Annotated in this window: 23 protein-coding genes; 22 read left to right on the top strand and 1 reads right to left on the bottom strand. The window is 73.8% G+C overall.

What is annotated here, in order from left to right:
* Positions 1 to 2 precede the first annotated feature (2 nt).
* The 5 genes from ACFEMC_RS12660 (at position 3) to ACFEMC_RS12640 (ending at position 5532) form a co-directional block, all read left to right on the top strand.
* Complete coding sequence (locus ACFEMC_RS12660) at positions 3 to 932, top strand: carbohydrate ABC transporter permease (protein WP_380169963.1); 930 nt, start codon at positions 3 to 5, stop codon at positions 930 to 932.
* Positions 933 to 994: 62 nt separating this feature from the next.
* Positions 995 to 1831, top strand: coding sequence for a carbohydrate ABC transporter permease (locus ACFEMC_RS12655; RefSeq protein WP_380176763.1), 837 nt, complete (start codon positions 995 to 997; stop codon positions 1829 to 1831).
* Positions 1832 to 1881: 50 nt separating this feature from the next.
* A complete protein-coding gene (locus ACFEMC_RS12650; protein WP_380169962.1) occupies positions 1882 to 4137 on the top strand; it encodes a family 78 glycoside hydrolase catalytic domain in 2256 nt (751 codons plus the stop codon).
* Positions 4138 to 4209: 72 nt separating this feature from the next.
* On the top strand, positions 4210 to 5052 hold the full coding sequence (locus ACFEMC_RS12645; protein WP_380169961.1) for a M15 family metallopeptidase: 843 nt from the start codon (positions 4210 to 4212) through the stop codon (positions 5050 to 5052).
* Positions 5053 to 5253: 201 nt separating this feature from the next.
* Positions 5254 to 5532, top strand: a complete 279-nt coding sequence (locus tag ACFEMC_RS12640; RefSeq protein WP_380169960.1) for an acylphosphatase — start codon at positions 5254 to 5256, stop codon at positions 5530 to 5532.
* 3 nt (positions 5533 to 5535) lie between these two features.
* On the opposite strand, the gene ACFEMC_RS12635 is transcribed toward ACFEMC_RS12640, so the two are convergent.
* Positions 5536 to 6879: a multidrug effflux MFS transporter gene (locus tag ACFEMC_RS12635; protein ID WP_380169959.1), complete on the bottom strand. Its 1344-nt coding sequence runs from the start codon at positions 6877 to 6879 to the stop codon at positions 5536 to 5538.
* Positions 6880 to 7083: 204 nt separating this feature from the next.
* Here ACFEMC_RS12635 and smc point away from each other — a divergent pair, with 204 nt between their 5' ends.
* The 17 genes from smc (at position 7084) to ACFEMC_RS12550 (ending at position 24851) form a co-directional block, all read left to right on the top strand.
* Positions 7084 to 10713: a chromosome segregation protein SMC gene (gene smc / locus ACFEMC_RS12630; RefSeq protein WP_380169958.1), complete on the top strand. Its 3630-nt coding sequence runs from the start codon at positions 7084 to 7086 to the stop codon at positions 10711 to 10713.
* A gap of 171 nt (positions 10714 to 10884) precedes the next feature.
* Positions 10885 to 11148: a hypothetical protein gene (locus tag ACFEMC_RS12625; protein ID WP_380169957.1), complete on the top strand. Its 264-nt coding sequence runs from the start codon at positions 10885 to 10887 to the stop codon at positions 11146 to 11148.
* Positions 11149 to 11199: 51 nt separating this feature from the next.
* The gene (gene ftsY, locus ACFEMC_RS12620; protein WP_380169956.1) at positions 11200 to 12387 is read left to right on the top strand and encodes a signal recognition particle-docking protein FtsY; all 1188 of its coding nucleotides are present in this window, start codon (positions 11200 to 11202) and stop codon (positions 12385 to 12387) included.
* A gap of 162 nt (positions 12388 to 12549) precedes the next feature.
* Positions 12550 to 13911, top strand: coding sequence for an ammonium transporter (locus tag ACFEMC_RS12615; protein WP_380169955.1), 1362 nt, complete (start codon positions 12550 to 12552; stop codon positions 13909 to 13911).
* Positions 13908 to 14246 carry a P-II family nitrogen regulator gene (locus ACFEMC_RS12610; RefSeq protein ID WP_367637693.1) on the top strand — a complete coding sequence of 113 codons (339 nt, stop codon included), beginning with the start codon at positions 13908 to 13910 and terminating at the stop codon, positions 14244 to 14246. Before ACFEMC_RS12615 ends, ACFEMC_RS12610 begins: the two co-directional genes overlap by 4 nt.
* Before the next feature lie 19 nt (positions 14247 to 14265).
* The gene (locus ACFEMC_RS12605) at positions 14266 to 16695 is read left to right on the top strand and encodes a [protein-PII] uridylyltransferase (protein ID WP_380176760.1); all 2430 of its coding nucleotides are present in this window, start codon (positions 14266 to 14268) and stop codon (positions 16693 to 16695) included.
* Positions 16696 to 16719: 24 nt separating this feature from the next.
* Positions 16720 to 18291 carry a signal recognition particle protein gene (gene ffh / locus ACFEMC_RS12600; protein ID WP_380169954.1) on the top strand — a complete coding sequence of 524 codons (1572 nt, stop codon included), beginning with the start codon at positions 16720 to 16722 and terminating at the stop codon, positions 18289 to 18291.
* A 7-nt stretch (positions 18292 to 18298) separates the two neighbouring features.
* A complete protein-coding gene (locus ACFEMC_RS12595) occupies positions 18299 to 19396 on the top strand; it encodes an amidohydrolase family protein (RefSeq protein WP_380169953.1) in 1098 nt (365 codons plus the stop codon).
* Between the two features lie 127 nt (positions 19397 to 19523).
* The gene (rpsP, locus tag ACFEMC_RS12590; protein ID WP_380169952.1) at positions 19524 to 19922 is read left to right on the top strand and encodes a 30S ribosomal protein S16; all 399 of its coding nucleotides are present in this window, start codon (positions 19524 to 19526) and stop codon (positions 19920 to 19922) included.
* Between the two features lie 4 nt (positions 19923 to 19926).
* On the top strand, positions 19927 to 20166 hold the full coding sequence (locus ACFEMC_RS12585; protein WP_370440143.1) for an RNA-binding protein: 240 nt from the start codon (positions 19927 to 19929) through the stop codon (positions 20164 to 20166).
* Between the two features lie 96 nt (positions 20167 to 20262).
* Complete coding sequence (rimM, locus tag ACFEMC_RS12580; RefSeq protein ID WP_380169951.1) at positions 20263 to 20784, top strand: ribosome maturation factor RimM; 522 nt, start codon at positions 20263 to 20265, stop codon at positions 20782 to 20784.
* Positions 20784 to 21602 carry a tRNA (guanosine(37)-N1)-methyltransferase TrmD gene (gene trmD / locus ACFEMC_RS12575; protein ID WP_380169950.1) on the top strand — a complete coding sequence of 273 codons (819 nt, stop codon included), beginning with the start codon at positions 20784 to 20786 and terminating at the stop codon, positions 21600 to 21602. The genes rimM and trmD overlap by 1 nt, the downstream gene beginning before the upstream one ends.
* Positions 21603 to 21759: 157 nt before the next feature.
* On the top strand, positions 21760 to 22122 hold the full coding sequence (gene rplS / locus ACFEMC_RS12570) for a 50S ribosomal protein L19 (RefSeq protein WP_367637682.1): 363 nt from the start codon (positions 21760 to 21762) through the stop codon (positions 22120 to 22122).
* A 135-nt stretch (positions 22123 to 22257) separates the two neighbouring features.
* Positions 22258 to 22932: a signal peptidase I gene (lepB, locus tag ACFEMC_RS12565; protein ID WP_380169949.1), complete on the top strand. Its 675-nt coding sequence runs from the start codon at positions 22258 to 22260 to the stop codon at positions 22930 to 22932.
* On the top strand, positions 22929 to 23675 hold the full coding sequence (lepB, locus tag ACFEMC_RS12560) for a signal peptidase I (RefSeq protein WP_380169948.1): 747 nt from the start codon (positions 22929 to 22931) through the stop codon (positions 23673 to 23675). The genes lepB (ACFEMC_RS12565) and lepB (ACFEMC_RS12560) overlap by 4 nt, the downstream gene beginning before the upstream one ends.
* On the top strand, positions 23672 to 24517 hold the full coding sequence (locus tag ACFEMC_RS12555) for a ribonuclease HII (RefSeq protein WP_380169947.1): 846 nt from the start codon (positions 23672 to 23674) through the stop codon (positions 24515 to 24517). The genes lepB (ACFEMC_RS12560) and ACFEMC_RS12555 overlap by 4 nt, the downstream gene beginning before the upstream one ends.
* Before the next feature lie 7 nt (positions 24518 to 24524).
* A complete protein-coding gene (locus ACFEMC_RS12550; RefSeq protein WP_366169179.1) occupies positions 24525 to 24851 on the top strand; it encodes a DUF2469 domain-containing protein in 327 nt (108 codons plus the stop codon).
* The last annotated feature ends 235 nt before the right edge of the window (positions 24852 to 25086 follow it).

Here is a 25086-nt window from a genome sequence, read left to right as displayed (position 1 = left end):
ACGTGTCGGCGACCACCAGCTCCCCGCCGGGGACCGTGCGCGCAGGCGCCGGGGGTTCGCGCCGGCGCGACGGTCGCCGGCGCAGTCCGTACCCGCACTGGTTCTTCCTGCCCGCGGCGGTCGTCTACGCCGTGCTCTTCCTCGTCCCCACGCTGCTGTCGTTCTACTTCAGCCTGACGCGGTGGACGATCTTCTCCAGCGAGTTCATCGGCCTGGACAACTTCGCCCAGTTCTTCTCCGAGCCCGCCCTCACCAAGGGCTTCGTCAACACGTTCGTCTACGCCGTCGTCACGTCCGGGGCGAAGGTCGTCCTGGGCATGGCGCTCGGCCTGCTCCTGACCTCGCAGATCGTGGGGCGCGGGTACCTGCGCTCCGTGGTCTTCTTCCCGGTGCTGGTGTCGACCGTCGGGGTCGGCATCACGTTCCAGGTGCTGATGAACCCCGAGAAGGGCGTCGTCAACCAGGCCCTGGGCGCGTTCGGGATCGACCAGGTCGGCTGGCTCACCAACCCCTCGCTCGCGCTCTTCTCGGTGGCCCTGGTGGACATCTGGAAGGGCGTGGGCCTGGCCACCGTCATCTACATGGCGGGGATCGTGTCCATCCCGAACGAGTACCGGGAGGCCGCCAAGGTCGACGGTGCCGGGGCCTGGACGACGTTCCGCAACATCGTCCTGCCGTTGTCGTGGCCCGCGACCTCGACGGTCGTCACGCTCTCGCTCATCGGTGGCCTGCGGTCCTTCGACCTCATCTGGGCCATGACCAAGGGCGGGCCGGGGTTCACCTCCGACGTCATCGCCTCGGTCATCTACAAGCAGTACCAGGCGGGGTTCTACGGCCTGTCGACGGCGGGGAACGTCATCCTCTTCATCGCCGTCACCGCCATCGTGATCCCGCTGACGCGGTTCCTGTCGAAGAAGGAGGTGGAGATGTGAGCACCCTCACCGGCACCACGACGGCCGAGACCCTCAAGGCCCCGCGGGGTCCGCGCGGGAACATCCGCACCGCCTCGGCCCTGTACCGCTGGGGCGTGGGCGGCCTGGCGGTCCTGGCCAGCGTCGTCGTCTTCCTCGTGCCGTTCGCCTTCATCGTCACCACGGCGCTCATGGACTCCCAGCAGGCGGGGGAGTTCGCCCTGGCCTGGCCGCGGAACCTGCAGTTCGTCGAGAACTTCGTCACGGTCCTGCAGACCCGCGACTACATCCTCGTCATCGCCTTCATCAACTCGACGATCCTCACGGTGGTCTCGGTCACCGCGCTCGTGGTGCTCGGGGCGATGGTGGCGTTCGTGCTGCAGCGCCGCCGCAGCCGGATCACGCCACTGGTGAACTTCCTCGTCCTGGCCGGGCTCATCATGCCGCCGGCGGTCGTGCCGACGATCTGGGTGCTGCAGAAGCTCGGGCTGTTCGGCGGGATGCCGGGGCTGATCCTCGTCGAGATCGCCTACGGCCTGTCCTTCACCGTCCTGCTGTTCCGCGCGTTCCTCGGGACCATCCCGCGTGAGCTCGACGAGGCCGCCATCATCGACGGGGCCGGTCCGTTCCGGTTGTTCTTCCAGGTGGTCCTGCCGCTCCTGCGGCCCGTCACCGTGACGATCATCGTCGTGCAGTCGGTCAACATCTTCAACGACTTCACCAACCCGCTGTACTTCGCCCCCGGCGACGCCAACGCGACGGTCCAGCTGACGTTGTTCAACTTCCAGAGCCAGAACCTCACGTCCTACAACCTGCTCTTCATGGACATCCTGCTCATCACCATCCCGCCGTTGGTCATGTACCTGTTCTTCAACCGCCAGATCGTCGCCGGCATGACGTCCGGCGCCGTCAAGGGCTGACGCCCACCGCCCAGATGTACTGAGCACCGACTCCCCGGAGGAACCCCCGCATGTCCCCACGCTGGCACGCAGCGATGATCACGGCCGACGACGTGCCGCAGGCGCCGTTGCTGCGCACACGGTTCACCCTCGACGAGGGCCACGGGGAGGTGGCCTCCGCCGTCCTGCACGTCACGGCGCTCGGGGTCGTCGAACCCCACCTCGACGGTGAACCCGTGTCGCAGGACGTCCTCACCCCCGGCTGGAGCAGCTACGAGTGGCGGCTGCGCCACGCCACCCACGACCTCACGGAACGGTTCGCCGGGGGGGCGGCCGACCACGTCCTGGGGCTGGCGCTCGGCAACGGCTGGGCCGTGGGCCGGCTGGCCTGGAGCGGGAAGAGCGGCCTGTACTCCGACCGGATCGGCGCCTTCGCCCAGCTCGAACTCCGGTTCGCCGACGGCCACGAACAGGTCGTGGTGACGGGCCCGGACTGGCAGGCGCGTCCCTCGGCCGTGACGGCCGACGAGATCTACGACGGCCAGGACGTCGACTTCCGCCGCCTCGAACCGCGCTGGGCCGCGCTCGACGGGCCCGCCGACGGCTGGAGCGGGGTCAGCGTGCTGGAGTTCGACACCGGCCGGCTCACCGAGTTCGTCGGGCCGCCGATCCGCCGGCAGGAGGTCGTCAAGCCCGTCGCCGTGACGGCCTCGCCGAGCGGGAAGACGCTCGTCGACTTCGGGCAGAACCTCGTGGGCTGGTTGCGGTTCACCGTCACCGGACCGGAGGGCACCACCATCACCCTGCGGCACGCCGAGGTCCTCGAGCACGGCGAGCTGGGGGTGCGGCCGCTGCGGACGGCCAAGGCCACCGACCACCTCGTCCTGTCCGGCGGGGCGGACACGTTCGAACCGACGTTCACGTTCCACGGGTTCCGGTACGCCGAGGTCGAGGGCTGGCCCGGCGAGCTCACCGTCGACGACCTCGAGGCCGTCGTCGTGCACTCCCAGCTGCGGCGGACGGGGGAGTTCGAGTGTTCGCACGAGCTCGTCAACCAGCTGCACCGCAACGTCGTGTGGGGTCAGAAGGGCAACTTCCTCGACGTGCCCACCGACTGCCCGCAGCGCGACGAGCGCCTCGGCTGGACGGGTGACCTCGCCGTCTTCGGCCCGAGCGCCGCCTACCTGTTCGACGTCTCGGCGTTCCTGCGCGACTGGCTGCGCGACCTCGACGCCGAACAGGCCCACGACGACGGCATCACGCCGTACGTCGTCCCGGACGTCCTGAAGTTCTCGCCGCCGAAGGAGCTGCGCGGCAAGGCCGACTCCACGTGCTTCTGGTCCGACGTCGCCGTCTGGCTGCCGTGGACCCTGTGGCAGGCCTACGGCGACCGCGAGGCGCTGGCCGAGGCCTACCCGGCCGCCGTCGCGCACGTCCGGCACGTCGAGGGTCTGCTGTCGCCGACGGACCTGTGGGACGAGGGGTTCCAGTTCGCCGACTGGCTGGACCCGGACGCCCCGCCGGACGACCCGGCCGCCGCGAAGGCCGACAAGGGCGTGGTGTCGACGGCGGCGATCCACCGCTCGGCGCGCACCGCGGCGGACATGGCCCGGGTCCTGGGGCACGAGGAGGACGCGGACGCCTTCGACGCCCTCGCCGTCCGCCTGCGCACGGCCTTCCTGCAGCACTACGTCTCCGACGACGGGACGGTCCTGTCGGACTGCGCCACGGTGTACGCCCTCGCCATCGAGTTCGGCCTGCTGGACGGGGAGCTGAAGGCCAAGGCCGGTCACCGGCTCGCCGAGGTCGTCGCCAAGGCCGGGTACCGGGTCTCGACGGGTTTCGCCGGGACGCCGTACGTCACGGACGCCCTCACCTCCACCGGTCACCTCGAGGAGGCCTACCGGCTGCTGCTGGAGGAGGGCTGCCCGTCGTGGCTCTACCCCGTGACGATGGGGGCGACCACGATCTGGGAGCGGTGGGACTCGATGCTGCCGGACGGGACGATCAACCCCGGGCAGATGACGAGCTTCAACCACTACGCCCTGGGGGCCGTCGCGGACTGGATGCACCGCGTCGTCGCCGGGCTCTCGCCGCTGGAACCGGGGTACGCGCGCTCGCTCGTGGCCCCGCGGCCCGGCGGGGGCCTGACCTGGGCCAAGGGTGGGCTGGAGACGCCGCACGGCCGGCTCGCGGTGAGCTGGCGGCAGGACGGCGACGCGCTGAGCGTCGACGTGACGGTCCCGGCGGGCACGTCGGCCGTCCTGCGGTTGCCCGACGGCAGCGAGCGCGAACTCGCCGCCGGCGAGCACAGCGTCACGGCCTGACGGGCCGACGGGGCGGGCGGTCCTCCCGGCGCGGCGCGCGACGTCCACGCGCCGCGCTGGGAAGATCGGCGCATGACCCAGCTGGGCACCCGGCCGCGACGCTCGCGCTTCGCCCCGGAGGTGCTGCCCGACGGGCGCCGGCGGTTCAGCCACGAGGCCGTCGTCGCGCGCCGGGTGCTGCTCGTCGGCGTCCTGGCCGCCGGGGTCGGCGGCGGGGTCGTCGTCTCGCGGTTGCCCGGGGACGACGCGGAGGTCGTCCCGGCGTCCGGCGCGGCGACCCCCGCCCCCGCCCCCGCCTCCGAGGCCACGCAGCCGGCGGCTCCCGTCGCCGTGGACGGACCGTCGCGCACGGCCGCCGACAGCCCGTGGGTGGTCGTCAACAAGCAGCACCCCCTCGACCCGCGCGACTACGCGCCGTCCCTGGCCGTCGTGGACGGCAAGGAGGTCGCGGCCGTCATCGCCCCCGACCTGCGGTCGCTGCTGCAGGACGCGCGCCGCGACGGGGTGAGCCTGAGCGTCACGAGCGGGTACCGCTCCTTCCAGCGCCAGACGTCGGTGCACGACAACGCCGTCGCCCGCGACGGCCTGGAGTCCGCCGAGAGCGTGTCGGCCCGCCCGGGGTACAGCGAGCACCAGACGGGGTTGGCGGTCGACTTCGGTGGCCGCACCCAGCCGGGCTGCCTGCTGAAGAACTGCTTCGGCCAGACACCGGAGTCGGAGTGGCTGCGCGCCCACGCCGGCCGCTACGGGTTCCTGCTGCGCTACCCCGAGGGGGCCACCGGCGTCACCGGTTACGACCCCGAACCCTGGCACTGGCGCTGGGTGGGGACCGACCTCGTCCAGCGGGTCGCCGAGCGGGGGACGGCGACGCTGGAGGAGTTCTTCGGCATCAGCGGCGGCGCGGCGTACGCCTGAGCGTCCTAGTGGTCTGACCAGGAAGGACGTGGCCACAGGCGCGCTCTGAGTGCGTGCATCGCACGGCGTGGGAGCGATGGGCTGGCAGCGTCATCTCGAGCGACCACAACGCAGCGAGTGGAGCCGGCGCCCAGCGCCGGAGCGTGCTCAGGGCGCGAAGGGGGTCACGTGCTTTCCGTTCAGATCACTAGGGTGCGGTCCGTGCAACGCCTCACCGCTCTCGTCACCGGCCGCGTCCAGGGCGTCGGCTTCCGCTGGTGGACCCAGCGGCAGGCCGAGGAGCTGGGCTTGGCCGGCAGCGCCACCAACACCTCCGACGGCCACGTGGAGGTGGTCGCCGAGGGGGAGCGGGACGCGTTGCGGCAGTTGCTGTCCCGCCTGCGGGCCGACCCATCCCAGCACGGACGCCCCGGGCGGGTCACCCGGGTCACCGACCACTGGGGACCCGCCGAGGGCGTCGAGGGTTTCGCGGCGCGCTGAGCGTCAGACCGCGGTGTCGACGCGGCGGTGCGCGGGGCGCGCGACGAGGAACAGCATCGCGGCCGCCAGTCCGGTGCACGTCAGCATCATGGTCACCATCGGCACGGCGGAGTGCTCACCGGCGAGCCCGACGAGCGGGGAGACCAGTGCGCCGATCGTGAACTGCAGCGCGCCCTGCAGCGCGGAGCCGGTGCCCGAGGCGAACCGCACCTCGTCGGCCGCGAGCGCCGTCGCGTTCCCGAAGATCAGACCGCAGCTGAAGACCGTGAACCACAGCAGGACGAGCACGGCCGGGGTCCAGGCGCCGAGGGCGAGGACCGTCGTGAACAACCCGGCGGCGCAGGCGAGCTGCAGCAGCACCCCGGTGGTCAGGACCTGCGACGGGCTGAACCGGCGCAGCGCTTTGGTCGAGACGGCACCGCCGGCGGCGATCCCGAGCGCATTGGTCGCGAAGACGAGGGAGTAGGTCCCGGTCGAGAGGCCCACGACGTTCTGCAGCACGAAGGGGGAGGCCGACACGTAGGAGAAGACGGTCCCGAAGACCAGGACGAGCGTGCCGACGTACCCGACGTAGCCACGGCGCGACAGGACGGCCCGGGCGGTGACGGCGACGTCGCGGACCCCGCCGGCGTGCCGGCGCTCGGCCGGCAGCGTCTCGGGGACGACGAACCACGCGGCCACGACCATGACGAGCGCGGCGACGGCGGTGACGCCGAAGATGCCGCGCCAGCCGCCGTGCCCCGCGACGAGACCGCCGAGCAGCGGTGCGACGACCGGGGCGACCCCGCCGATGACGCCGAGCGTGGAGAAGGCGCGGGCGGCGGCCCGGCCGTGGGCCAGGTCGGCGACGACGGCGCGGCCGATGACCACGCCGGCGGCCCCCGCGACGCCCTGCACGAGGCGCGCCACGACGAGCACGCCGATCGAGGGCGTGAGTGCGCAGACGACCCCGGCGAGGAAGGTGACGAGCGTGCCGGCCAGCAGCAGGCGACGGCGGCCGAGCCGGTCGGACAGGGGTCCCAGCACGAGCTGGCCGGCGGCCATCCCGAGCATGAACGTCGTCAGCGTCAGCTGGACGCGAGCGGCGCTCGTCGACAGGTCCGAGGCGAGGTCCGGGAACGTCGGCAGGTACATGTCGACGGCGAAGGGGCCGATCGCGCAGAGCAGGGCCAGCGTCACCAGCAGGCGCAGCGGGACCTCGTCGAGGGGGCGTCCGGCGGCGCCCTGCGCCACGAGCCCGCCCGGGGCGGTGCGGGGCCGCGGGAGCGACCGGAACGGCGAGCGGCGCGACCGGGTGGGGCCTTCGGCGCGGGTGGGGCGGGTACGACCGGCGGGGCGGGTCGGCACAGGGGTCCTTCCGGGATTCGTCGGGGTCTTGCACCGTTGTACAACCTCGGACGGTCACTCATCGACTGCATCGCGTGTCGCACCAACGGTCATTCCAGACCGTGATGACCACGGGGAGGGGGCCCGGTGCCGAGAAGCCCGCCCGCGGCGCGGCACGGCTCGCCTCGGACGATCACGGGCCTCGCGTCGTTAGGCTCTCGCCCCGTGCACCTGAAGACCCTCACCCTCAAGGGGTTCAAGTCGTTCGCCTCCGCGACGACGCTGCGGCTGCAGCCGGGGATCACGTGCGTGGTCGGCCCGAACGGCTCGGGCAAGTCCAACGTCCTCGACGCCCTCACCTGGGTCATGGGGGAGAGCAGCGCGAAGAGCCTGCGCGGCGGGAAGATGGAGGACGTCATCTTCGCCGGCACGACCGGCCCGGAGGGACGTTCCGCCCTCGGCCGCGCCGAGGTCAGCCTCACGATCGACAACGCCGACGGGGCGCTGCCCATCGAGTTCGCCGAGGTGACGATCACGCGGACGATGTTCCGCACGGGCGGGTCCGAGTACGCCATCAACGGTCAGACGTGCCGCCTGCTGGACGTCCAGGAACTCCTGTCCGACTCCGGCATCGGCCGCGAGATGCACGTCATCGTCGGCCAGGGGCAGATCGACGCCGTCCTGCACGCCTCGCCCGAGGAGCGCCGCGCGTTCATCGAGGAGGCGGCCGGGGTCCTGAAGCACCGGCGCCGCAAGGAGAAGGCGCTGCGCAAGCTCGACGCGATGGAGGCCAACCTCACGCGGGTGGCCGACCTCGTCACCGAGATCCGGCGCCAGCTCAAGCCGCTGGGGCGCCAGGCCGAGGCGGCGCGCCGGGCCCAGGTCGTCCAGGCGGACCTGCGCGACGCGAGGTTGCGGCTCCTGGCCGACGACCTGGTGCAGGCCAGCAGCTCCCTGCAGCGCGACGAGGCGGACGAGGCGGCGCTGAAGACCCGCCAGGCGCAGGTCGAGGCCGACCTCGGCGAGGCGTCCGCCCGGCTCCAGGCCGCTGAGCAGGCCGCGGCCGCCGCGGCCCCGGACCTCGCCCGTGCCGTCGAGACCCACCACCGCCTCGACGCCCTCGCCGAGCGGCTGCGGGGGGTGCAGGCCCTCGCCGCCGAGCGCTCGCGGCTGCTGGCGAACGAGCCGGAGGAGCAGACCGGCCGTCGCGACCCGGAGGAGCTGCAGGCGCAGGCCGACCGCGTCCGCGCCGAGGAGGCCGCGCTGGCCGAGCAGGTCGCCACGCGCCGTGCCGCGCTCGAGGAGGTCCTCGCCGCCCGCGCCGCGGCCGACCAGGCGGCGCGGGCGGAGGACCAGCGGGTCTCCGCCGCGCTGCGCGCCGCCGCGGACCGCCGCGAGGGGCTGGCCCGCCTCGGCGGCCAGGTCGCCGCCCGCACCAGCCGCGTCGAGGCCGCCGAGGCCGAGCGCGAGCGGCTGTCCGGTTCCCTGGCCGACGCCGAGCGCCGGCGCGAGGAGGCGCAGACGGCTTTCACCGCCCTGGAGACGCAGGTCGCCGGGGTCGAGGAGGGCGAGGAGGGCCTGGACGCCGAGCACGAGGCGGCGGCCGACGGGCTCGAGGCCGCGGAGGCGGCGCACGAGCAGGCCCGCGCCGAGCTGCAGGCCGCCGAACGCGACCGCGCGACGTGGACCGCCCGCAAGGAGGCCCTCGAGATCGGGCTGGCCCGCAAGGACGGCACGGGCGCCCTGCTCGCCGCCGGCACGGCCGTCTCCGGTGTCCTGGGCTCGGTCGCGGCGCTGCTGAGCGTGGAGTCCGGCTACGAGCAGGCGGTCGCCGCCGCGCTCGGGTCCACCGCCGACGCCGTCGCCGTCGCGAGCCCCGCCGACGCCGTGCGCGCCATCGAGCACCTCAAGGGCGAGGACGCCGGCCGGGCCGGGATGCTCGTGGCCACGGCCGGGCCCGCTGACACCGGGCTGGTCGTCCCGCCCGACGCGCGGGCCGCGCTGTCGCTGGTCACCGCGCCCGTGGACCTGCAGCCCGCCCTGGTCCGGCTGCTGGGCCACGTCGTCGTCGTCGAGGACCTGCCGGCCGCCCAGCGCGTCGCCGAGTCCCAGCCCGACCTCGTCGCGGTCACGCGGGACGGCGACGTCGTGGGGGCGCACGTCGCCGCGGGCGGGTCGTCGTCCGCGCCGAGCCTGCTGCAGGTGCAGGCCGCCGTCGACGAGGCCACCGACGCCCTGTCGGCCGCCGAGCACCGCGCGCAGCGGGCGCAGTTCGCGCTGCAGCAGGCGCAGACCGCGCGGGCCGCGGCGACCGAGCGCGTCGAGGCGGCCCTGGACCGGCTCCACGACTCCGACGCGCGCATGAACGCCGTCGCCGAGCAGCTCGGGCAGCTGGGCTCCGCCGTCCGGGCGGCCGCCGCGGAGGCCGACCGGCTGCGCGCGACGCGCGAGCAGGTCAGCACGCGCCTGGAGGCCGACCGCGCCGAGCTCGCCGAGCTGTCCGAACGCTTCGAGGCCGCCAGCGCTGTCGAGGGCGACGGGGAGGAGGAGGTCTCCACCGACGAGCGGGACCGCCTCGCCGAGGTCGCCCGGGGGTTCGGCGGCACCGAGACCGAGGCCCGGCTCGCCCTGCGGACCACCGAGGAACGGTCGCGCGCCCTCGCCGGTCGCGCGGACGCGCTGGAACGGCAGGCCGCCGAGGAGCTCGCCGCCCGGGAACGCGCCGCCGCCCGTCGCGCCCGCCGCGCCGAGCAGCTGCGCGTCGCCGCGACCGTCCGCGAGGGCGCCGCGAGGGCGCTCACCGCATGGGAGTCCTCGCACGCCCAGGCCGCCCGGCTGCGAGAGGCCGCCGAGGCCGCTCGGGCGACGTTCGACGAGCAGGTGGGGGCCGCGCGGCGCGCCGTGGAGTCCCTCAAGACCGAGCAGCAGCGCCTCGGCGACACCCGGCACGCCGACGAGGTCGCCCGCGCCCAGCAGCGCTGGAAGATCGACCAGCTGCGTCAGCGCGCCCTCGAGGAGCTGGGCACCGACCCCGACGTCCTCGTCGAGGAGTTCGGCCCGCACCAGCTCGTCCCGCCGTCCCCGCCCGCCCCCGGCGACCCCGAACCGCAGGAGGCGCCGGAGCCGCGTCCCTACGTCCGCACCGAGCAGGACAAGCGGCGCCGCTCGGCCGAACGGGCGCTGGCCCAGCTGGGGCAGGTGAACCCGCTGGCGCTGGAGGAGTACGCGGCGATGGAGGAGCGCCACCAGTTCCTCGTGACGCAGTCCGACGACCTCAAGAACTCCCGCAAGGACCTGCTCGACATCGTCAAGGAGGTCGACGAGCGCGTCGAGCGCGTGTTCTCCGAGGCGTTCGCCGAGGTGGCGCAGCAGTACGAGGAGGTGTTCCCGCGCCTGTTCCCGGGCGGGGAGGGGCGCCTCGTCCTGACGGACCCGTCCGACATGCTCACCACCGGCATCGAGGTGGAGGCCCGGCCCGCGGGCAAGAAGGTCAAGCGGCTGTCGCTGCTGTCCGGCGGCGAGCGGTCGCTGGCCGCAGTGGCGATGCTCGTCTCGATCTTCCGCGCGCGCCCCAGCCCCTTCTACGTCATGGACGAGGTGGAGGCAGCGCTCGACGACTCGAACCTGTCCCGGCTCATCACCCTCTTCGAGGAGCTGCGCGCCACGAGCCAGCTGATCATCATCACGCACCAGAAGCGGACGATGCAGATCGCGGACGCCCTGTACGGCGTGACGATGCGCGGTGACGGGATCAGCACCGTCGTCAGCCAGCGGCTGCGCGAGGGGGAGCGGACCGTGGCGGCGAAGGCCCCTGAACCCGTCCCCGAGCAGGATCCCGAGCCCGCGCCGGTGTGACCGTCGTCGCCTCGGTGACGCCCCGGTGAGCATCCGGTCACGGAGCGATGACGACGGCGCGTGCCGGGTGGTGCGGGCGGGACCCGCGGGGCAAGGTGGTCGCGTGATGAGCTTCCACCGGGTCCCGGTACCGAACCCGGCCCCGGTGCCGACGTCGTGGGTGGTGGTCCGGTGATGGTGACGACTCTGCTGGTGACGTTCGTGGTGACGGTGGGTCTGGCCGTCGTGGTCCTGCTGACCGTCGCAGCGCCGAGCCTGCGCCGACGGGGCAGCCGGACGATGGCGCGGATCGACGCGTGGGCCGAGCGGCTCCTGCTCGTCCTGCGCCACCACCGCGACCGCGTCGCCGAGCAGGCCCGCACGCGCGTGGCCGCCCGCCTCGAGGCTCAGCGTCGCGGCGCGCGCGAGGAGCACCGGACGGTCCGCGCCCGCTGACGGGTGTCGGCGGGCGGGCGGTCCCCGCCCCGTCTGGGAAGATCGGGGGTCGTGGAGACAGTCGAGTACGTCATCGGCCTCATCGCGGTCATCGCCCTCGCGGGCGTGGGCGCGCTGGTGGGCTTCGTCCGGCCGCGCCGCCGGCGCCGGAACCTCCCGCCCCGTCCAGGGCAGCAGGCCGGCCTCAAGGGGGACTGGCGCGACGGCGAGGAGCACCTGCCGGGGGTCGGTGACGACGCGGAGGTCCCGCGCGACAGCGCCACCCGCACGGTCGAGGACGTCGGCCTCCCCGACGGCCCGGTCGTCGAACGACCCGCCCCCGTCCTCGGGCGCCTCGTCCGCCTCCGCGAACGCCTCTCCCGGTCCAACTCCGCCCTCGGACAGGGGCTGCTGGCCCTGCTCTCCCGCGACACGCTCGACGAGGCCACGTGGGAGGAGGTCGAGGACACCCTCCTGCTCGCCGACCTCGGCGTCGACCCCACGACGCGCATCGTCGACGCCCTGCGCGAGCGCGTGAAGGTGCTCGGTACCCGTGACCCCGCCCACCTGCGCGAGCTCCTGCGCGAGGAGCTGCTCTCCGCCGTCGGACCCGGCATGGACCGCACGCTGGCGACGCAGCGGCAGGGGGAGCGGCCCGCCGTCGTCATGGTCGTCGGCGTCAACGGCACCGGGAAGACCACGACCGTCGGCAAGCTCGCCCGCCTGCTCGTCGCCCAGGACAAGGACGTCGTCCTCGGCGCGGCCGACACGTTCCGCGCCGCGGCCGCCGAGCAGCTCGCCACGTGGGGCGACCGCGTCGGCGTGCCCACCGTCCGCAGCGACCGCGACGGCGCCGACCCCGCGGCCGTCGCCTTCGACGCCGTGAAGCAGGGCACCGAGGCCGAGGTGGACGTCGTCCTCATCGACACCGCCGGCCGGTTGCAGAACAAGGTCGGCCTCATGGACGAGCTCGGCAAGGTCAAGCGCGTCGTCGAGCGGCACGGTCCCGTCGACGAGGTCCTGCTGGTCCTCGACGCCACGACGGGCCAGAACGGCCTGCGCCAGGCGGCCGTGTTCTCCGAGGTCGTCGACGTCACCGGCATCGTGCTGACCAAGCTCGACGGGACCGCCAAGGGCGGCATCGTCGTGGCCGTCCAGCAGTCCCTGGGCGTCCCCGTGAAGCTCGTGGGGCTCGGCGAGGGGGCCGACGACCTCGCGCCCTTCGAGCCGGAGGCGTTCGTCGACGCGCTCCTGGCCTGACGGGCGGGTTCCCGCGTTACCTGAAGTTCACACGGGCGGCGGTGCCGTCACACGGGTGAAACACGGCGAACGAGGGGTTGTAACGAGAGCGGGCCACGGTGGTCCCGTTCTCGACCCCCTCTCTCGCCGGCCCCGCCGGCCTCGCGGAAGGCCATGCTGCCCATGGACTCGGCCCTGAACTCAGGCGACACCGCCTGGATCCTGACCAGCTCGGCGCTCGTGCTGCTCATGACGCCCGGCCTCGCGCTCTTCTACGGCGGCATGGTCCGCGCCAAGAGCGTGCTCAACATGATGATGATGAGCTTCGGCGCCCTCGCCCTGATCGGGGTGCTGTGGGTCCTGTGGGGCTACTCGATGGCCTTCGGGAACGACGTCGGGGGCGGTCTGCTCGGCAACCCGCTGGAGTACTTCGGCCTCACCGGCCTGATGGGCGACAACGCCTCCGCGACCTACCCGGCCATGGCCTTCGTCGCCTTCCAGGCCGTGTTCGCGATCATCACCGTCGCCCTCATCTCCGGCGCCATCGCCGACCGCGCGCGGTTCGGCGCGTGGATGGTCTTCGCCGGCGTCTGGGCGACCATCGTCTACTTCCCCGTCGCCCACTGGGTGTTCGCCTTCGACTCCGCCGACGGCTCCGTCGTCGGCGGCTGGATCGCCAACACGCTGAAGGCCGTCGACTTCGCCGGCGGGACCGCCGTCCACATCAACGCCGGCGCCGCCGGCCTCGCCCTGGCCCTCGTCCTCGGCAAGCGCCGCGGCTTCGGCCGTGACCCCATGCGTCCGCACAACCTGCCGCTGGTCATGCTCGGCGCGGGCCTGCTGTGGTTCGGCTGGTTCGGGTTCAACGCCGGCTCCGCCCTGTCGGCGGGCAACACCGCCGCCGTGACCTTCGTCAACACCATCGTCGCCACCTCGGCCGCCATCCTCGGCTGGCTGCTGACCGAGAAGATCCGCGACGGGCACGCCACCTCCCTCGGTGGCGCCTCCGGTGCGGTCGCCGGCCTCGTGGCCATCACGCCCGCCTGCTCGGCCGTCAACCCGGTCATGGCCATTGTCCTCGGCGCCATCGCCGGTGTGCTGTGCGCCCTGGCCGTGGGCCTGAAGTACAAGCTCGGCTACGACGACTCCCTCGACGTCGTCGGCGTCCACCTCGTCGGCGGCGTCTGGGGCACCATCGCCATCGGGTTCTTCGCCACCCCGTCCTCGCCCGCCGTCAAGGGCGGCTACGGCGCGGGCCTGTTCTTCGGTGGCGGCGTCGACCAGCTCTGGCGCCAGGTCGTCGGGGCGTTCGCGGTGCTCGCGTTCTCCTTCCTGGTCACGCTGCTCATCGGCTTCGTGATCCAGAAGACGATGGGCTTCCGCATCGACGAGGAGGACGAGGTCGCCGGCATCGACCAGGCCGAGCACGCCGAGTCCGGCTACGACTGGGGCGCCCTCACCGCCGGTGGCGGCCGGGTGGCCGGTTCGCCGGCCCGTCCGACCGACGCCCGTCACTCGTCCGGAAGCTCGGAGGTCTCCGCATGAAGCTCATCACCGCGATCATCAAGCCGCACAAGCTCGACGACGTGAAGTCGGCGCTCGAGGCCTACGGCATCCAGGGGATCACCATCTCGGAGTCCTCCGGCTACGGCCGCCAGCGCGGCCACACCGAGGTCTACCGGGGCGCGGAGTACACCGTCGACCTCGTCCCGAAGGTGCGCGTGGAGGTCCTCGTCGACGACGTGGACGCCCACGACGTCGTCGAGGTCGTCGTCAAGAGCGCCCAGACCGGGCGCATCGGGGACGGCAAGGTCTGGACGCAGCCGGTCGACGACGTCGTCCGGGTCCGGACCGGCGAGCACGGCCCCGACGCGCTCTGACCCACCCGCACCAACCCTCCTGGAGGTCATCCCCCATGGACGCTCCCGTGGCGGGTCCGCGCTGAGCGCGGACCTGCGCACCGAGCGACTCGCGCTGGCGGTGCGGGCCGGCAAACCCGGCCCGCACCGCCGCGCCGAGCTGGTCCAGCTCGTGGAGTCCCGGTTGCGCGACGTGTGGGACCTGGCCCTCGAACCCCTCGCCGGGCCCGGCGGCCCCCTCGCCGGCGGCCCGGGCGAGGGATCCGGTGTGGCGCTCGCCTGCGTCGGGTCGCTGGCCCGCCGCGACGCCGGCCCGGCCAGCGACGTGGACCTCGTCCTGCTGCACGACGGGCGGGCCCTGGGGCGCGACGACGTCGCGGCCCTGGCCGACCGCATCTGGTACCCCCTGTGGGACAACGGCTTGCGTCTGGACCACTCGGTCCGCACGACCAAGGAGTGCCGCGAGGTCGCCTCGGCCGACCTCGCCGCCGCCACCGGGCTGCTCGACCTGCGCGTGGTCGCCGGCGACGGCGGGCTCGTCGCCCGCACCCGCGGTCACCTGCTCGACGACTGGCGCGCCGGGGCACGACGCCGGTTGCCGCAGGTGCTGGACTCCCTCGCCGAGCGCGCCACGCGCTTCGGGGAGGTCGCCTACCTGCTCGAACCCGACCTCAAGGAGGCCCGGGGCGGCCTGCGCGACGCCATCACCCTGCGCGCGCTGGCCGCGAGCTGGCTCACCGACCGCCCCCACGGCGCCGTCGACGAGGCCCACACCCTCCTGCTCGACGTGCGTGACGGTCTGCAGGCCTCCTCCGGCCGCCCCGGCGACCGGCTCCTGCTCGCCGAGCAGGACGCCACCGCCGTCGTCTGCGGGTTCGCCGACGCCGACCTGCTGCTCGCCGCGGTCGCCCAGGCCGCCCGCACCATCTCCGCGGCCGTCGACCTCACCACCCGCCGGGCGCGCCAGTCGGTGCCGACCCGCCGCTTCCGCGCCCAGGGCAAGCGCCCGCGGCTGCGCTCGCTGGGACACGGCCTCGTCGAGCACGACGGCGAGGTCGTCCTCGGCGCCGGGGTCAGCCCCGCCGAGGACCCGGTCCTGCCCCTGCGGGCGGCCGCCACCGCCGTCCGCGCCGGTCTGCCGCTCTCCCCGGTGACCCTGGAGCACCTCGTCACCACCTGCCCGCCGCTGCCGCAGCCGTGGCCGGTCGCGGCGCGCGAGGCCCTCCTGGAACTGCTCGCCGCCGGCCCCGCCCAGGTGCCCGTGTGGGAGTCCCTCGACATGGTCGGGCTGGTCGAGCGCTGGATCCCGGAGTGGACGGGGATCCGCAACCGCCCGCAGCGCAACGCCGTGCACCGCTGGACCGTCGACCGGCACCTCATCGAGACCGCGGTCGCCGCCGGCCCGTTCCTGCGCGAGGTCGAACGCCCGGATGTGCTGCTGCTGGCCGCCCTCACGCACGACCTCGGCAAGCTGCCCGGGGCGCAGGACCACTCCCGCACGGGTGCGCCGCTGGCCCGCGCCGTCGCCGCTCGCGCCGGGTTCGCCCCCGCCGACGTGGAGGTCGTCGGCCGCCTCGTGGCCGAGCACCTGACCCTCGTCGACCTCGCCACCCGTCGCGACCCCGACGACCCGCAGACCGTGGCGGCCCTCGTCGAGGCCGTCGACGGTCGGCTGGAGACGCTGAACCTGCTGCGTGCCCTCACCGAGGCGGACGCCCGCGCCGCGGGCCCGGCCGCGTGGTCGCCGTGGCGGGCCCGGTTGGTCGACGGCCTCGTCGCGCGCGCCCGCAAGTCCCTCGCCGGGGAGGAGGCGCCCGGCCCGGCGCCCTTCGACGCGGCCGAGCAGGCGCTCGCCGCCGCGACGGCCGCGGACGGGCAGACCCGCGTCGACGTGCGCGAGGTCGACGGCTTCTTCGTCGTCACCGTCGTGGCACCCGACCGCACCGGCGTCTTCGCCGACCTCGCCGGCCTCCTCGCCGGCCACCGCTTCCTCGTGCGCTCCGCGCTCGTGCGCACCCTGGACGGCGTGGCGGTCGACTCCTGGTGGGTCGAGTCGCCGACGGGGGAGCCCCCCTCGGCGGAGCTGCTGCGCCAGAGCCTGGACCGCATCGTCGGCGGCGACGTCGCCCTGCTGGAACGGCTCGCGGCCCGCGACGCGCAGACCCGACGGCCGGCGGGCGGCGCGCGGTCGCTCGTCGCGCACCCCCGCGTCGTCATCCTCCCCGGGGCCAGCGACCGCGCCACCGTCCTGGAGGTGCGCTGCGCCGACCGGCCCGGGCTGCTGCACGCCCTCGGGCGGGCGCTGGCCACCGAGCGCATCGACATCCGCTCCGCGCACGTCGCGACGTACGCGGCCCAGGCCGTCGACGTGCTGTACCTCGCCGAGCCGACGGGGGACCGGCTCTCCCCGCCCCGCGTGGCCATGGCCATCCAGGCGCTGTCGGACGCGGCGGAGGTGCCGGGGGCCTGACGCGCCGCCGGTTAAGGTGGTGGCGTGTTCGCCACGCTCTCCGACCGCCTCACCGCCACGTTCAAGTCGCTGCGCGGCAAGGGGCGGCTGACCGAAGCCGACGTCGACGCGACCGTGCGGGAGATCCGCCGCGCGCTGCTCGACGCCGACGTCGCCCTGCCCGTCGTGCGCGACTTCACCACGCGCATCCGCGAGCGGGCGACCGGTGCGGAGGTCGTCGGGCACCTCAACCCGGCCCAGCAGGTCGTCAAGATCGTCAACGAGGAGCTCGTCGGCATCCTCGGCGGCGAGACGCGCCGCCTGCGGTTCTCCAAGAACCCGCCCACGGTGATCATGCTCGCCGGCCTCCAGGGTGCCGGGAAGACGACGCTGGCCGGCAAGCTCGGCCGCTGGCTCAAGGGCAACGGCAACCGCCCGCTGCTCGTGGCCTGCGACCTGCAGCGCCCCAACGCCGTCAACCAGCTGCAGATCACCGGTGAGCGCGCCGGGGTCGACGTCTTCGCGCCCGAACCGGGCAACGGCGTGGGTGACCCGGTCTCCGTCGCCCAGCGCGGCATCGAGCACGCCGTGCGCCACCACTACGACGTCGTCGTCGTCGACACCGCGGGCCGCACCGGTGTGGACGCCGAGATGATGCAGCAGGCGATCGACATCCGGGCCGCCGTGAAGCCCGACGAGGTCCTCTTCGTCCTCGACGCCATGATCGGCCAGGACGCCGTCGCCACCGCCGAGGCGTTCCGCGACGGCGTCGGGTTCGACGGTGTCGTGCTCACCAAGCTCGACGGCGACGCCCGCGGTGGTGCGGCCCTGTCGGTGCGCCACGTCACGGGCCAGCCCGTCATGTTCGCCTCCACGGGCGAGAAGCTCGACGACTTCGAGCCCTTCCACCCCGACCGGATGGCCTCGCGCATCCTCGACATGGGTGACGTCATGTCGCTCATCGAGCAGGCGGAGAAGGCCTTCGACGCCGACCAGGCGCAGGCCATGGCCGCGAAGTTCGCGGCCGACGAGGACTTCACCCTCGACGACTTCCTGCAGCAGCTGCAGGCGGTCCGGAACATGGGCTCGCTGAAGAAGATGCTCGGGATGCTCCCGGGCATGGCCCAGATGCGGCAGCAGCTCGACGCCTTCGACGAGCGCGAGTTCGACCGCATCGAGGCCATGGTCCGCTCGATGACGCCGCTGGAGCGCCGCCAGCCGCGCATCATGAACGGTTCCCGCCGCGCCCGCGTCGCCGCCGGCTGCGGCCAGAGCGTCTCGGCCGTCAACGACATGCTCGAACGCTTCGGCCAGGCGCAGAAGATGATGCGCTCGTTGAAGAACGGCCTCGGCGGCGGCGGGCTGCCCGGCATCCCGGGGATGCCCGGCGGTGCGGGGGCGGGCGCGTCGAAGAAGCAGAAGGCCCGGATCGCTGCCCAGAAGGGCAAGAAGGGCAAGAGCGGCAACCCCGCCAAGCGCGCCGCCGAGGAGAAGGCGGCCGCCGAACGCGCTGCGGCGCAACCGGGTTCGGCCTTCGGGCTGCCCGACCCGTCGAAGGGGTTCGACCCGGCCGACCTGAACCTGCCGAAGGGGTTCGACAAGTACCTCGGGCAGTGACGCACGCGTGAGCCAGGCACTGCACCTCACCGGACCGCTGCTCGTCGGGCCCGAGGAGGTGGTCGGTGAGGCGTGGGTCGTCGGGGGGCGGCTGACGTTCTCGCGGCCGGCTGCGGTGACGACCACGCGCCTGGCCGGGTGGGTGCTGCCCGGTCTCGTCGACGCGCACTGCCACGTCGGCATCGGCCCGCACGGCTGGGTCCCCGACGACGTCGCCCGCGCGCAGGCCGTCGTCGACCGCGACGCGGGCGCGCTCCTGCTGCGGGACGCTGGGTCGGCGTCGCAGACCCGCTGGATGGACGACGTCGAGGACCTCCCGCGCATCGTCCGCGCGGGCCGTCACCTGGCCCGGACCCGCCGCTACCTGCGGGGGCTGGCGCACGAGATCGAACCCGAGGACCTCGTCGAGCACATCCGGGTGGAGGCCCGCCGCGGGGACGGCTGGGTCAAGCTCGTGGGTGACTGGATCGACCGGGGGACCGGCGACCTCGCCCCGTGCTGGCCCGCGGACGTCCTGGCCGCCGGGGTCGCCGCCGCCCACGAGCTCGGCGCCCGCGTCACCGTCCACCAGTTCGGTGAAGACGGCGTCGAGGAGCTGCTCGCCGCGGGGGTGGACGGCATCGAGCACGGCACCGGGGTGGGCCCGGAGCACCTGTCGCGGCTGGCGGCCGCGGGCGTGGCCGTGGTCCCGACGCTGGTCAACATCGCGACGTTCCCCGGCATCGCCGACCGGGGCGAGCCGAAGTTCCCCACGTACGCGGCGCACATGCGTGCCCTGCACGCGCGGCGGTACGACACCGTCGCAGCCCTGCACGCCGCGGGCGTCCCGGTCTTCGCCGGCACCGACGCCGGGAGCGTCCTGCCGCACGGCCTCGTCGTCGAGGAGCTGCACGAGCTGACCGTCGCCGGGCTGTCCCGCACGGCGGCCCTGGACGCCGGGGTGTGGGCGGCGCGTCGCTGGCTCGGCCACCCCGGGCTGGAGGAGGGGGCCAGCGCCGACCTCCTCGTCGTGGCCGGCGACCCGCGCGCCGACCTGGGCGTGCTGCGGGACCCGACGGTCGTGCTGCGCGGCCGTGTCGTGGACGGTGCGCGACCTCTGGCATGATGGTCCGGCACTCGTCCGTCCAGGGACCCTCTCACCCGGGACGAACGCGTCCCTGAACTGCCCGGCCCGGCGTCCCCACACCGGAGCGGTCCGTTCGACACTTCAGAACCGGGAGACACCCCACACCGTGGCTGTCAAGATTCGCCTCAAGCGCATGGGCCAGATCCGCGCGCCGTTCTACCGCATCGTCATCGCCGACTCGCGCAGCAAGCGCGACGGTCGCGCGATCGAAGAGGTCGGCCTGTACAACCCGATGACGGACCCCTCGACGATCGAGGTCAAGTCCGAGCGCGTCCAGTACTGGCTCGGCGTCGGCGCGCAGCCGACCGAGCAGGTCGCCGCGCTCCTCAAGGTCACGGGTGACTGGCAGAAGTTCAAGGGCCTGCCGGGTGCCGAGGGCACCTACCGGACCCCGAGCACCAACACCAAGCCCCCGCGCATCCCCGCCGGTGGGGCGGCCAAGACGGCGTCCGCGCCGACCGAGGCCCCCGCCGCCGAGGCGCAGGCCCCGGCCGAAGAGTCCTGACGCGGTGCTCGCGGACGCTCTCGAGCACCTGGTGCGCGGCATCGTCGGCAACCCCGACGACGTGCAGGTGACGTCCAAGACGTTGCGGCGCGGTGCCGTGCTCGAAGTTCGCGTGCACCCGGACGACCTGGGGCGGGTCATCGGCCGCGCCGGTCGCACGGCCAAGGCGCTGCGCACCGTCATCGGTGCGCTCGCCGGCGGCAAGCAGGTGCGCGTCGACCTCGTCGACGTGGACCGTCGCTGACCCCTCGCGGTCACCAGCACCACCTCCGGACGCCGGGGTCGCGCACGCGGCCCCGGCGTCCTGCCGTTCCAGCCCAGCCATCTCGGAGGACTTCTCGTGGAGTACGTCGTCGCCCGCATCGGGCGCCCGCACGGGGTGCGGGGCGAGGTCACCGTCGAGGTGCGCACCGACGACCCCGACGAGCGCTTCGTCCCGGGCGTGGTGCTGCGCACCGAGCCGGCCCGGGGCCCGCTCACCGTCAGCGGCGTCCGCTGGCACAACGGCACCCTCCTGCTCACCTTCGAGGAGGTCGCCGACCGCACCGCCGTCGAGGCGCTGCGCGACACCCTCCTGCTCGTCGACATCGACGACGAGGCGCAGGAGTCCGACGACGCCTGGTACCCGCACCAGTTGCGGGGCATGGCCGCCGTCACGGTGACCGGCACGCCCCTGGGCACCGTCGCCGACCTGCTGACCGGCTCGGCGCAGGACGTCCTCGTCGTGACGGGCACCGACGGCCGCGAGGTGCTCGTCCCCTTCGTCCGCGCCATCGTCCCGACCGTCGACGTGCGCCGGCGCAAGGTCGTCCTCGCCCCGCCCGGCGGCCTCTTCGTCGAGCTGCCGGGGGACGAGGGCTAGTGCGCCTCGACGTCGTCACGATCTTCGCCGACTACCTCGCGCCGCTGCAGCTCTCGCTCATCGGCAAGGCGCAGGCCCAGGGGCTGCTCGACCTGCGGGTCCACGACCTGCGCGAGCACACCCACGACCGGCACCGCACGGTCGACGACACGCCCTACGGCGGCGGCGCCGGGCTGCTCATGAAGCCCGAACCGTGGGGTAAGGCGCTGGACGCCGTCCTCGCCGACCCGCCCGTCGGTGCCCGCGAGGAGGGACCCGTCCTCGTCGTCCCGTCCCCGGTGGGGGAGGTGTTCAGCCAGCGGGCCGCGGTCGAGCTGGCCGCCGAACCGTGGCTCGTCTTCGCCTGCGGCCGCTACGAAGGCATCGACGCCCGCGTCGTTGAGCACTACCGGACGCGGATCCGGGTGCGGGAGGTCTCGCTGGGGGACTACGTCCTCAACGGTGGCGAGGTCGCCGTCCTGGCGATCACCGAGGCCGTGGTCCGCCTGGTGCCCGGCGTCGTCGGGAACGCCGCGTCCCTCACCGAGGAGAGCCACGCCCCCGAGCACGACGGGCTGCTGGAGCACCCCGCCTACACCAAGCCGGCCTCCTGGCGCGGGCTCGACGTCCCGGCCGTGCTGGCCGGCGGCAACCACGGGGCCGTCGAGCGCTGGCGGCGGGACGAGGCGCTGCGGCGCACCGCCTCCCGCCGCCCCGACGTGGTGGAGCGGCTGGACCCGGCCCGGTGCGACGCGCGGGACCTCGCCGTCCTCGCCGAGCTGGGCTGGACGCCCGGTGATCACGGATTCCGTCCCACGACCTCCGCTGTGGCAGACTGATCAGCTGACACCAACGAGCCGCGACGGCCGGTGACCGCTGCCCCCGGGCAGCGGAGGGTGCGCCTGCCACAGGGGGCCAGCCCCACCGGACGCCCGTCGCGGGACCAACGCCTGTGCCGATGACCTGTGGCAACGACAGGGGAAGTGAGCAACAGCCATGAACGTGCTCGACAGCATCGACGCAGCCCAGCTGCGCAGCGACATCCCGGAGTTCCGGGCCGGCGACACCCTCAAGGTGCACGTCAAGGTCATCGAGGGCAGCCGCTCGCGTGTCCAGGTCTTCCAGGGCGTCGTCATCCGCCGCACCGGCGGCGGCATCCGCGAGGCCTTCACCGTCCGCAAGGTCAGCTTCGGCGTCGGCGTGGAGCGCACCTTCCCGCTGCACACCCCGGTCATCGAGAAGATCGAGGTCGTGACCCGCGGTGACGTGAAGCGCGCCAAGCTGTACTACCTGCGCGACCTGCGCGGCAAGGCCGCCAAGATCAAGGAGCGTCGCGACACGACCAGCCCCCGCGGCTGAGTCCAGCACCTCCACCGCGAGCCGGGTCCCCGACGGGGCCCGGCTCGTGTCGTTCCGGACGGGTTCCCAGCAGGCCCGTCTAGACTCCCCGAGCCGCGCTCTCGCGGCGCGCAGTCCCCGTGAGGCAGGAGTTCCGTGACGACCACCCAGCCGCGGCCGTCGACGTCCGGTGAGCCGGCTGGGCGCCGCTCCTCGCGCGGGGCGCGGGCCGTCCTCGTGCTCGCCATCGCCCTCCTGCTGGTCCTGCTCGTCCGCTCCTTCGTCGTGCAGACCTTCTCCATCCCCTCGGACTCGATGCAACCGACGCTGCAGCCGGGTGAGCGCGTGCTCGTCTGGCGCGTCGACGCCTCCGACGTCCAGCGCGGCGACGTCGTGGTCTTCGACGGCACCGGCACCTTCGCCGACGCCCCGCCGGAGCCGCAGGGCCTGGCCGCCGTCGGCGCCGGTGTCGCGGGGGTGCTCGGCTTCCGGCCGGGGGAGTCCGACTTCGTCAAGCGGGTCGTCGGGCTGCCCGGGGACCGCATCACCTGCTGCGACGCGCAGGGCCGCCTGCTCGTCGACGGCACGCCGCTCGAGGAGCCCTACGTGCAGCCCGGGGACGCGCCGAGCGAGCTGCGGTTCGACATCGAAGTGCCCGAGGGGCGACTGTGGGTGATGGGCGACCACCGCAGCGACTCGGTCGACTCGCGCTCCCACCTCGGCTCACCGGGTGGGGGGACGATCGCCCTCGACGACGTCATCGGCCGGGTCGTCGCCATCACCTGGCCGCTGGACGCGGTCGGCACCGTCGGACGGGGGAGCGCGTCGTGAGCGCCGGGGACACCGAGCAGGACACGCAGGCCCAGGAGCCCGCGCCGCGGCGCAGGGCCGGCGGCGGCATCGTCGGCGCCGTCCGCGAGACCGTCCTCGTCGTCGCGGTCGCGCTCGTCGTGTCGCTGGTGGTCAAGACCTTCCTGCTGCAGGCGTTCTTCATCCCCTCGCAGTCGATGGAGCAGACCCTCGACATCGGCGACCGCGTCGTCGTCAGCAAGCTGACCCCCGGCCCGTTCGCGCTGCACCGCGGGGACGTCGTGGTCTTCTCCGACCCCGGCGGCTGGCTCCAGGGCTCCACGCCCCCGCAGCGCAGCGCCGTGGGGTCCGTCGTCGCCGACGCCCTGACGTTCGTCGGGCTGCTGCCGGAGGACTCCGACGACCACCTCATCAAGCGCGTCATCGGCCTGCCCGGCGACCACGTCGTCTGCTGCGACGCCGACGGCCGGATCACCGTCAACGACACGCCCGTCGACGAGTCCGCCTACCTGGCGGCCGGGGTCGCGCCCAGCGACTCCGCCTTCGACGTCACGGTCCCGGCGGGCGAGCTGTGGGTCATGGGCGACAACCGCGCCGAGTCGGCCGACTCCCGCTTCAACCGGGACAAGGCGCACAACGGCTTCGTGCCCGTCGACCTCGTCGTCGGCCGTGCGTACGCCGTCGTCTGGCCGCTGTCGCACTGGTCCTGGCTCGGCACCCCCGACGACTTCGCCTCGGTCCCGGGACGGACGGGCGTGGAGTGAGCCCGGCCACCCGCACCCCGGCGAAGCGACGGCCCGCACCCTCGCCCGCCACACCCCCCTCGCTGCGCCTGGAGCGCCAGCTCCTGCGCTCGGGACACACGCTCGTCGCGGGGATGGACGAGGTGGGCCGCGGCGCGCTCGCCGGGCCCGTCAGCGTCGGCGTCCTCGTCGTCGACGAGGCCACCCGCACCGCCCCCACCGGCCTGCGCGACTCCAAGCTGCTGGCGCCGGCCACCCGGGACGCCCTGGCGCCCAAGGTGCGCCGGTGGGCCCTGGCCTGGGCCGTCGGGCACACCGAGCCCGCCGAGATCGACGCCATCGGCATCATCGCCGCCCTGCGCCTGGCCGGCCGCCGGGCCCTGGCGCAGCTGCCGGTCCGGCCCGACGTCGTCATCCTCGACGGCAACCACGACTACCTCAGCGATCCGCGGGAACCCTCGCTGCTCGACGAGTTGGGGGAGCTGGGCGAGGCGGGGCCGGTCCTGCCCTGCGACGCGCCGGCCGTGACCACCCGCATCAAGGCGGACATGTCCTGCGCGGCCGTGGCCGGCGCGAGCGTGCTGGCCAAGACGACCCGCGACGCGATGATGGCCGAGCGCCACACGGCGTTCCCGCAGTACGGCTGGGCCGGCAACAAGGGCTACAGCGCCCCCGACCACCTCCAGGCCCTCGCCGAGCACGGCAGCTGCGAGCAGCACCGGCGCAGCTGGCGGCTGCCCGGCCTGGCGGTGCCCGCCCCCCGCGTCGTCGAGGCGTCCGCCGAGGCGCTGGACCTGGGGCTCCTGGAGGACGAGGCGCTCGCGGACCTCACCTCCCACACCCCGGGGGGCCGGAAGGCATGATGGTCCCGTGAGCGCCGAGGACCTGGAGAACTACGAGACCGAGATGGAGCTGCAGCTCTACCGCGAGTACCGGGACGTCGTCTCGTTGTTCTCGTACGTGGTGGAGACCGAACGGCGCTTCTACCTCGCCAACTCGGTCGACCTGCAGGTCCGCACAGCCGACGGCGAGACGTACTTCGAGGTGACCCTGCACGACGCGTGGGTGTGGGACGTGTACCGGCCCGCCCGCTTCGTGCGCGACGTTCGCGTCGTGACGTTCAAGGACGTGAACGTGGAGGAGCTGCAGAAGCGCGACATCGAGGTCCCCGACGGGCCGGACCTGCGCGAGCGCTGAGGCCCGCCGTTCGGCCATCCAGGTGACGCATGACGTCATCGGTAACGCCTGTGCACGCTGCGTCGATGCACCCGTGGGACGCGCCCCACTGCCGGGGGGTCGCTGGGGCGCGTTCCCACTGCTCACACCCCTCCTTCCGGTCCGACGGGCTGTGGACGACGACGTCCCGTGCCGTCCCGGGCTCCACAGGGAGCGCGCCGTCCACAGCGGGGCCCGGCAGGTCCTGCCCCTGCCT

The sequence above is a fragment of the Kineococcus sp. DHX-1 genome (assembly GCF_042473625.1).
GTDB lineage: Bacteria > Actinomycetota > Actinomycetes > Actinomycetales > Kineococcaceae > Kineococcus.
The sequence above is the reverse complement of the archived record's forward strand: the minus strand, read 5'-3'. Positions and strand labels throughout refer to the sequence as shown.

Bases quoted from the DNA above. Each gene is read 5' to 3' on its own strand.
- ACFEMC_RS12645 (WP_380169961.1), top strand. From the start codon at position 4,210: ATGACCCAGCTGGGCACCCGGCCGCGACGCTCGCGCTTCGCCCCGGAG.
- ACFEMC_RS12650 (WP_380169962.1), top strand. From the start codon at position 1,882: ATGTCCCCACGCTGGCACGCAGCGATGATCACGGCCGACGACGTGCCG.
- rplS (WP_367637682.1), top strand. From the start codon at position 21,760: ATGAACGTGCTCGACAGCATCGACGCAGCCCAGCTGCGCAGCGACATC.
- ACFEMC_RS12610 (WP_367637693.1), top strand. From the start codon at position 13,908: ATGAAGCTCATCACCGCGATCATCAAGCCGCACAAGCTCGACGACGTG.
- ACFEMC_RS12615 (WP_380169955.1), top strand. From the start codon at position 12,550: ATGGACTCGGCCCTGAACTCAGGCGACACCGCCTGGATCCTGACCAGC.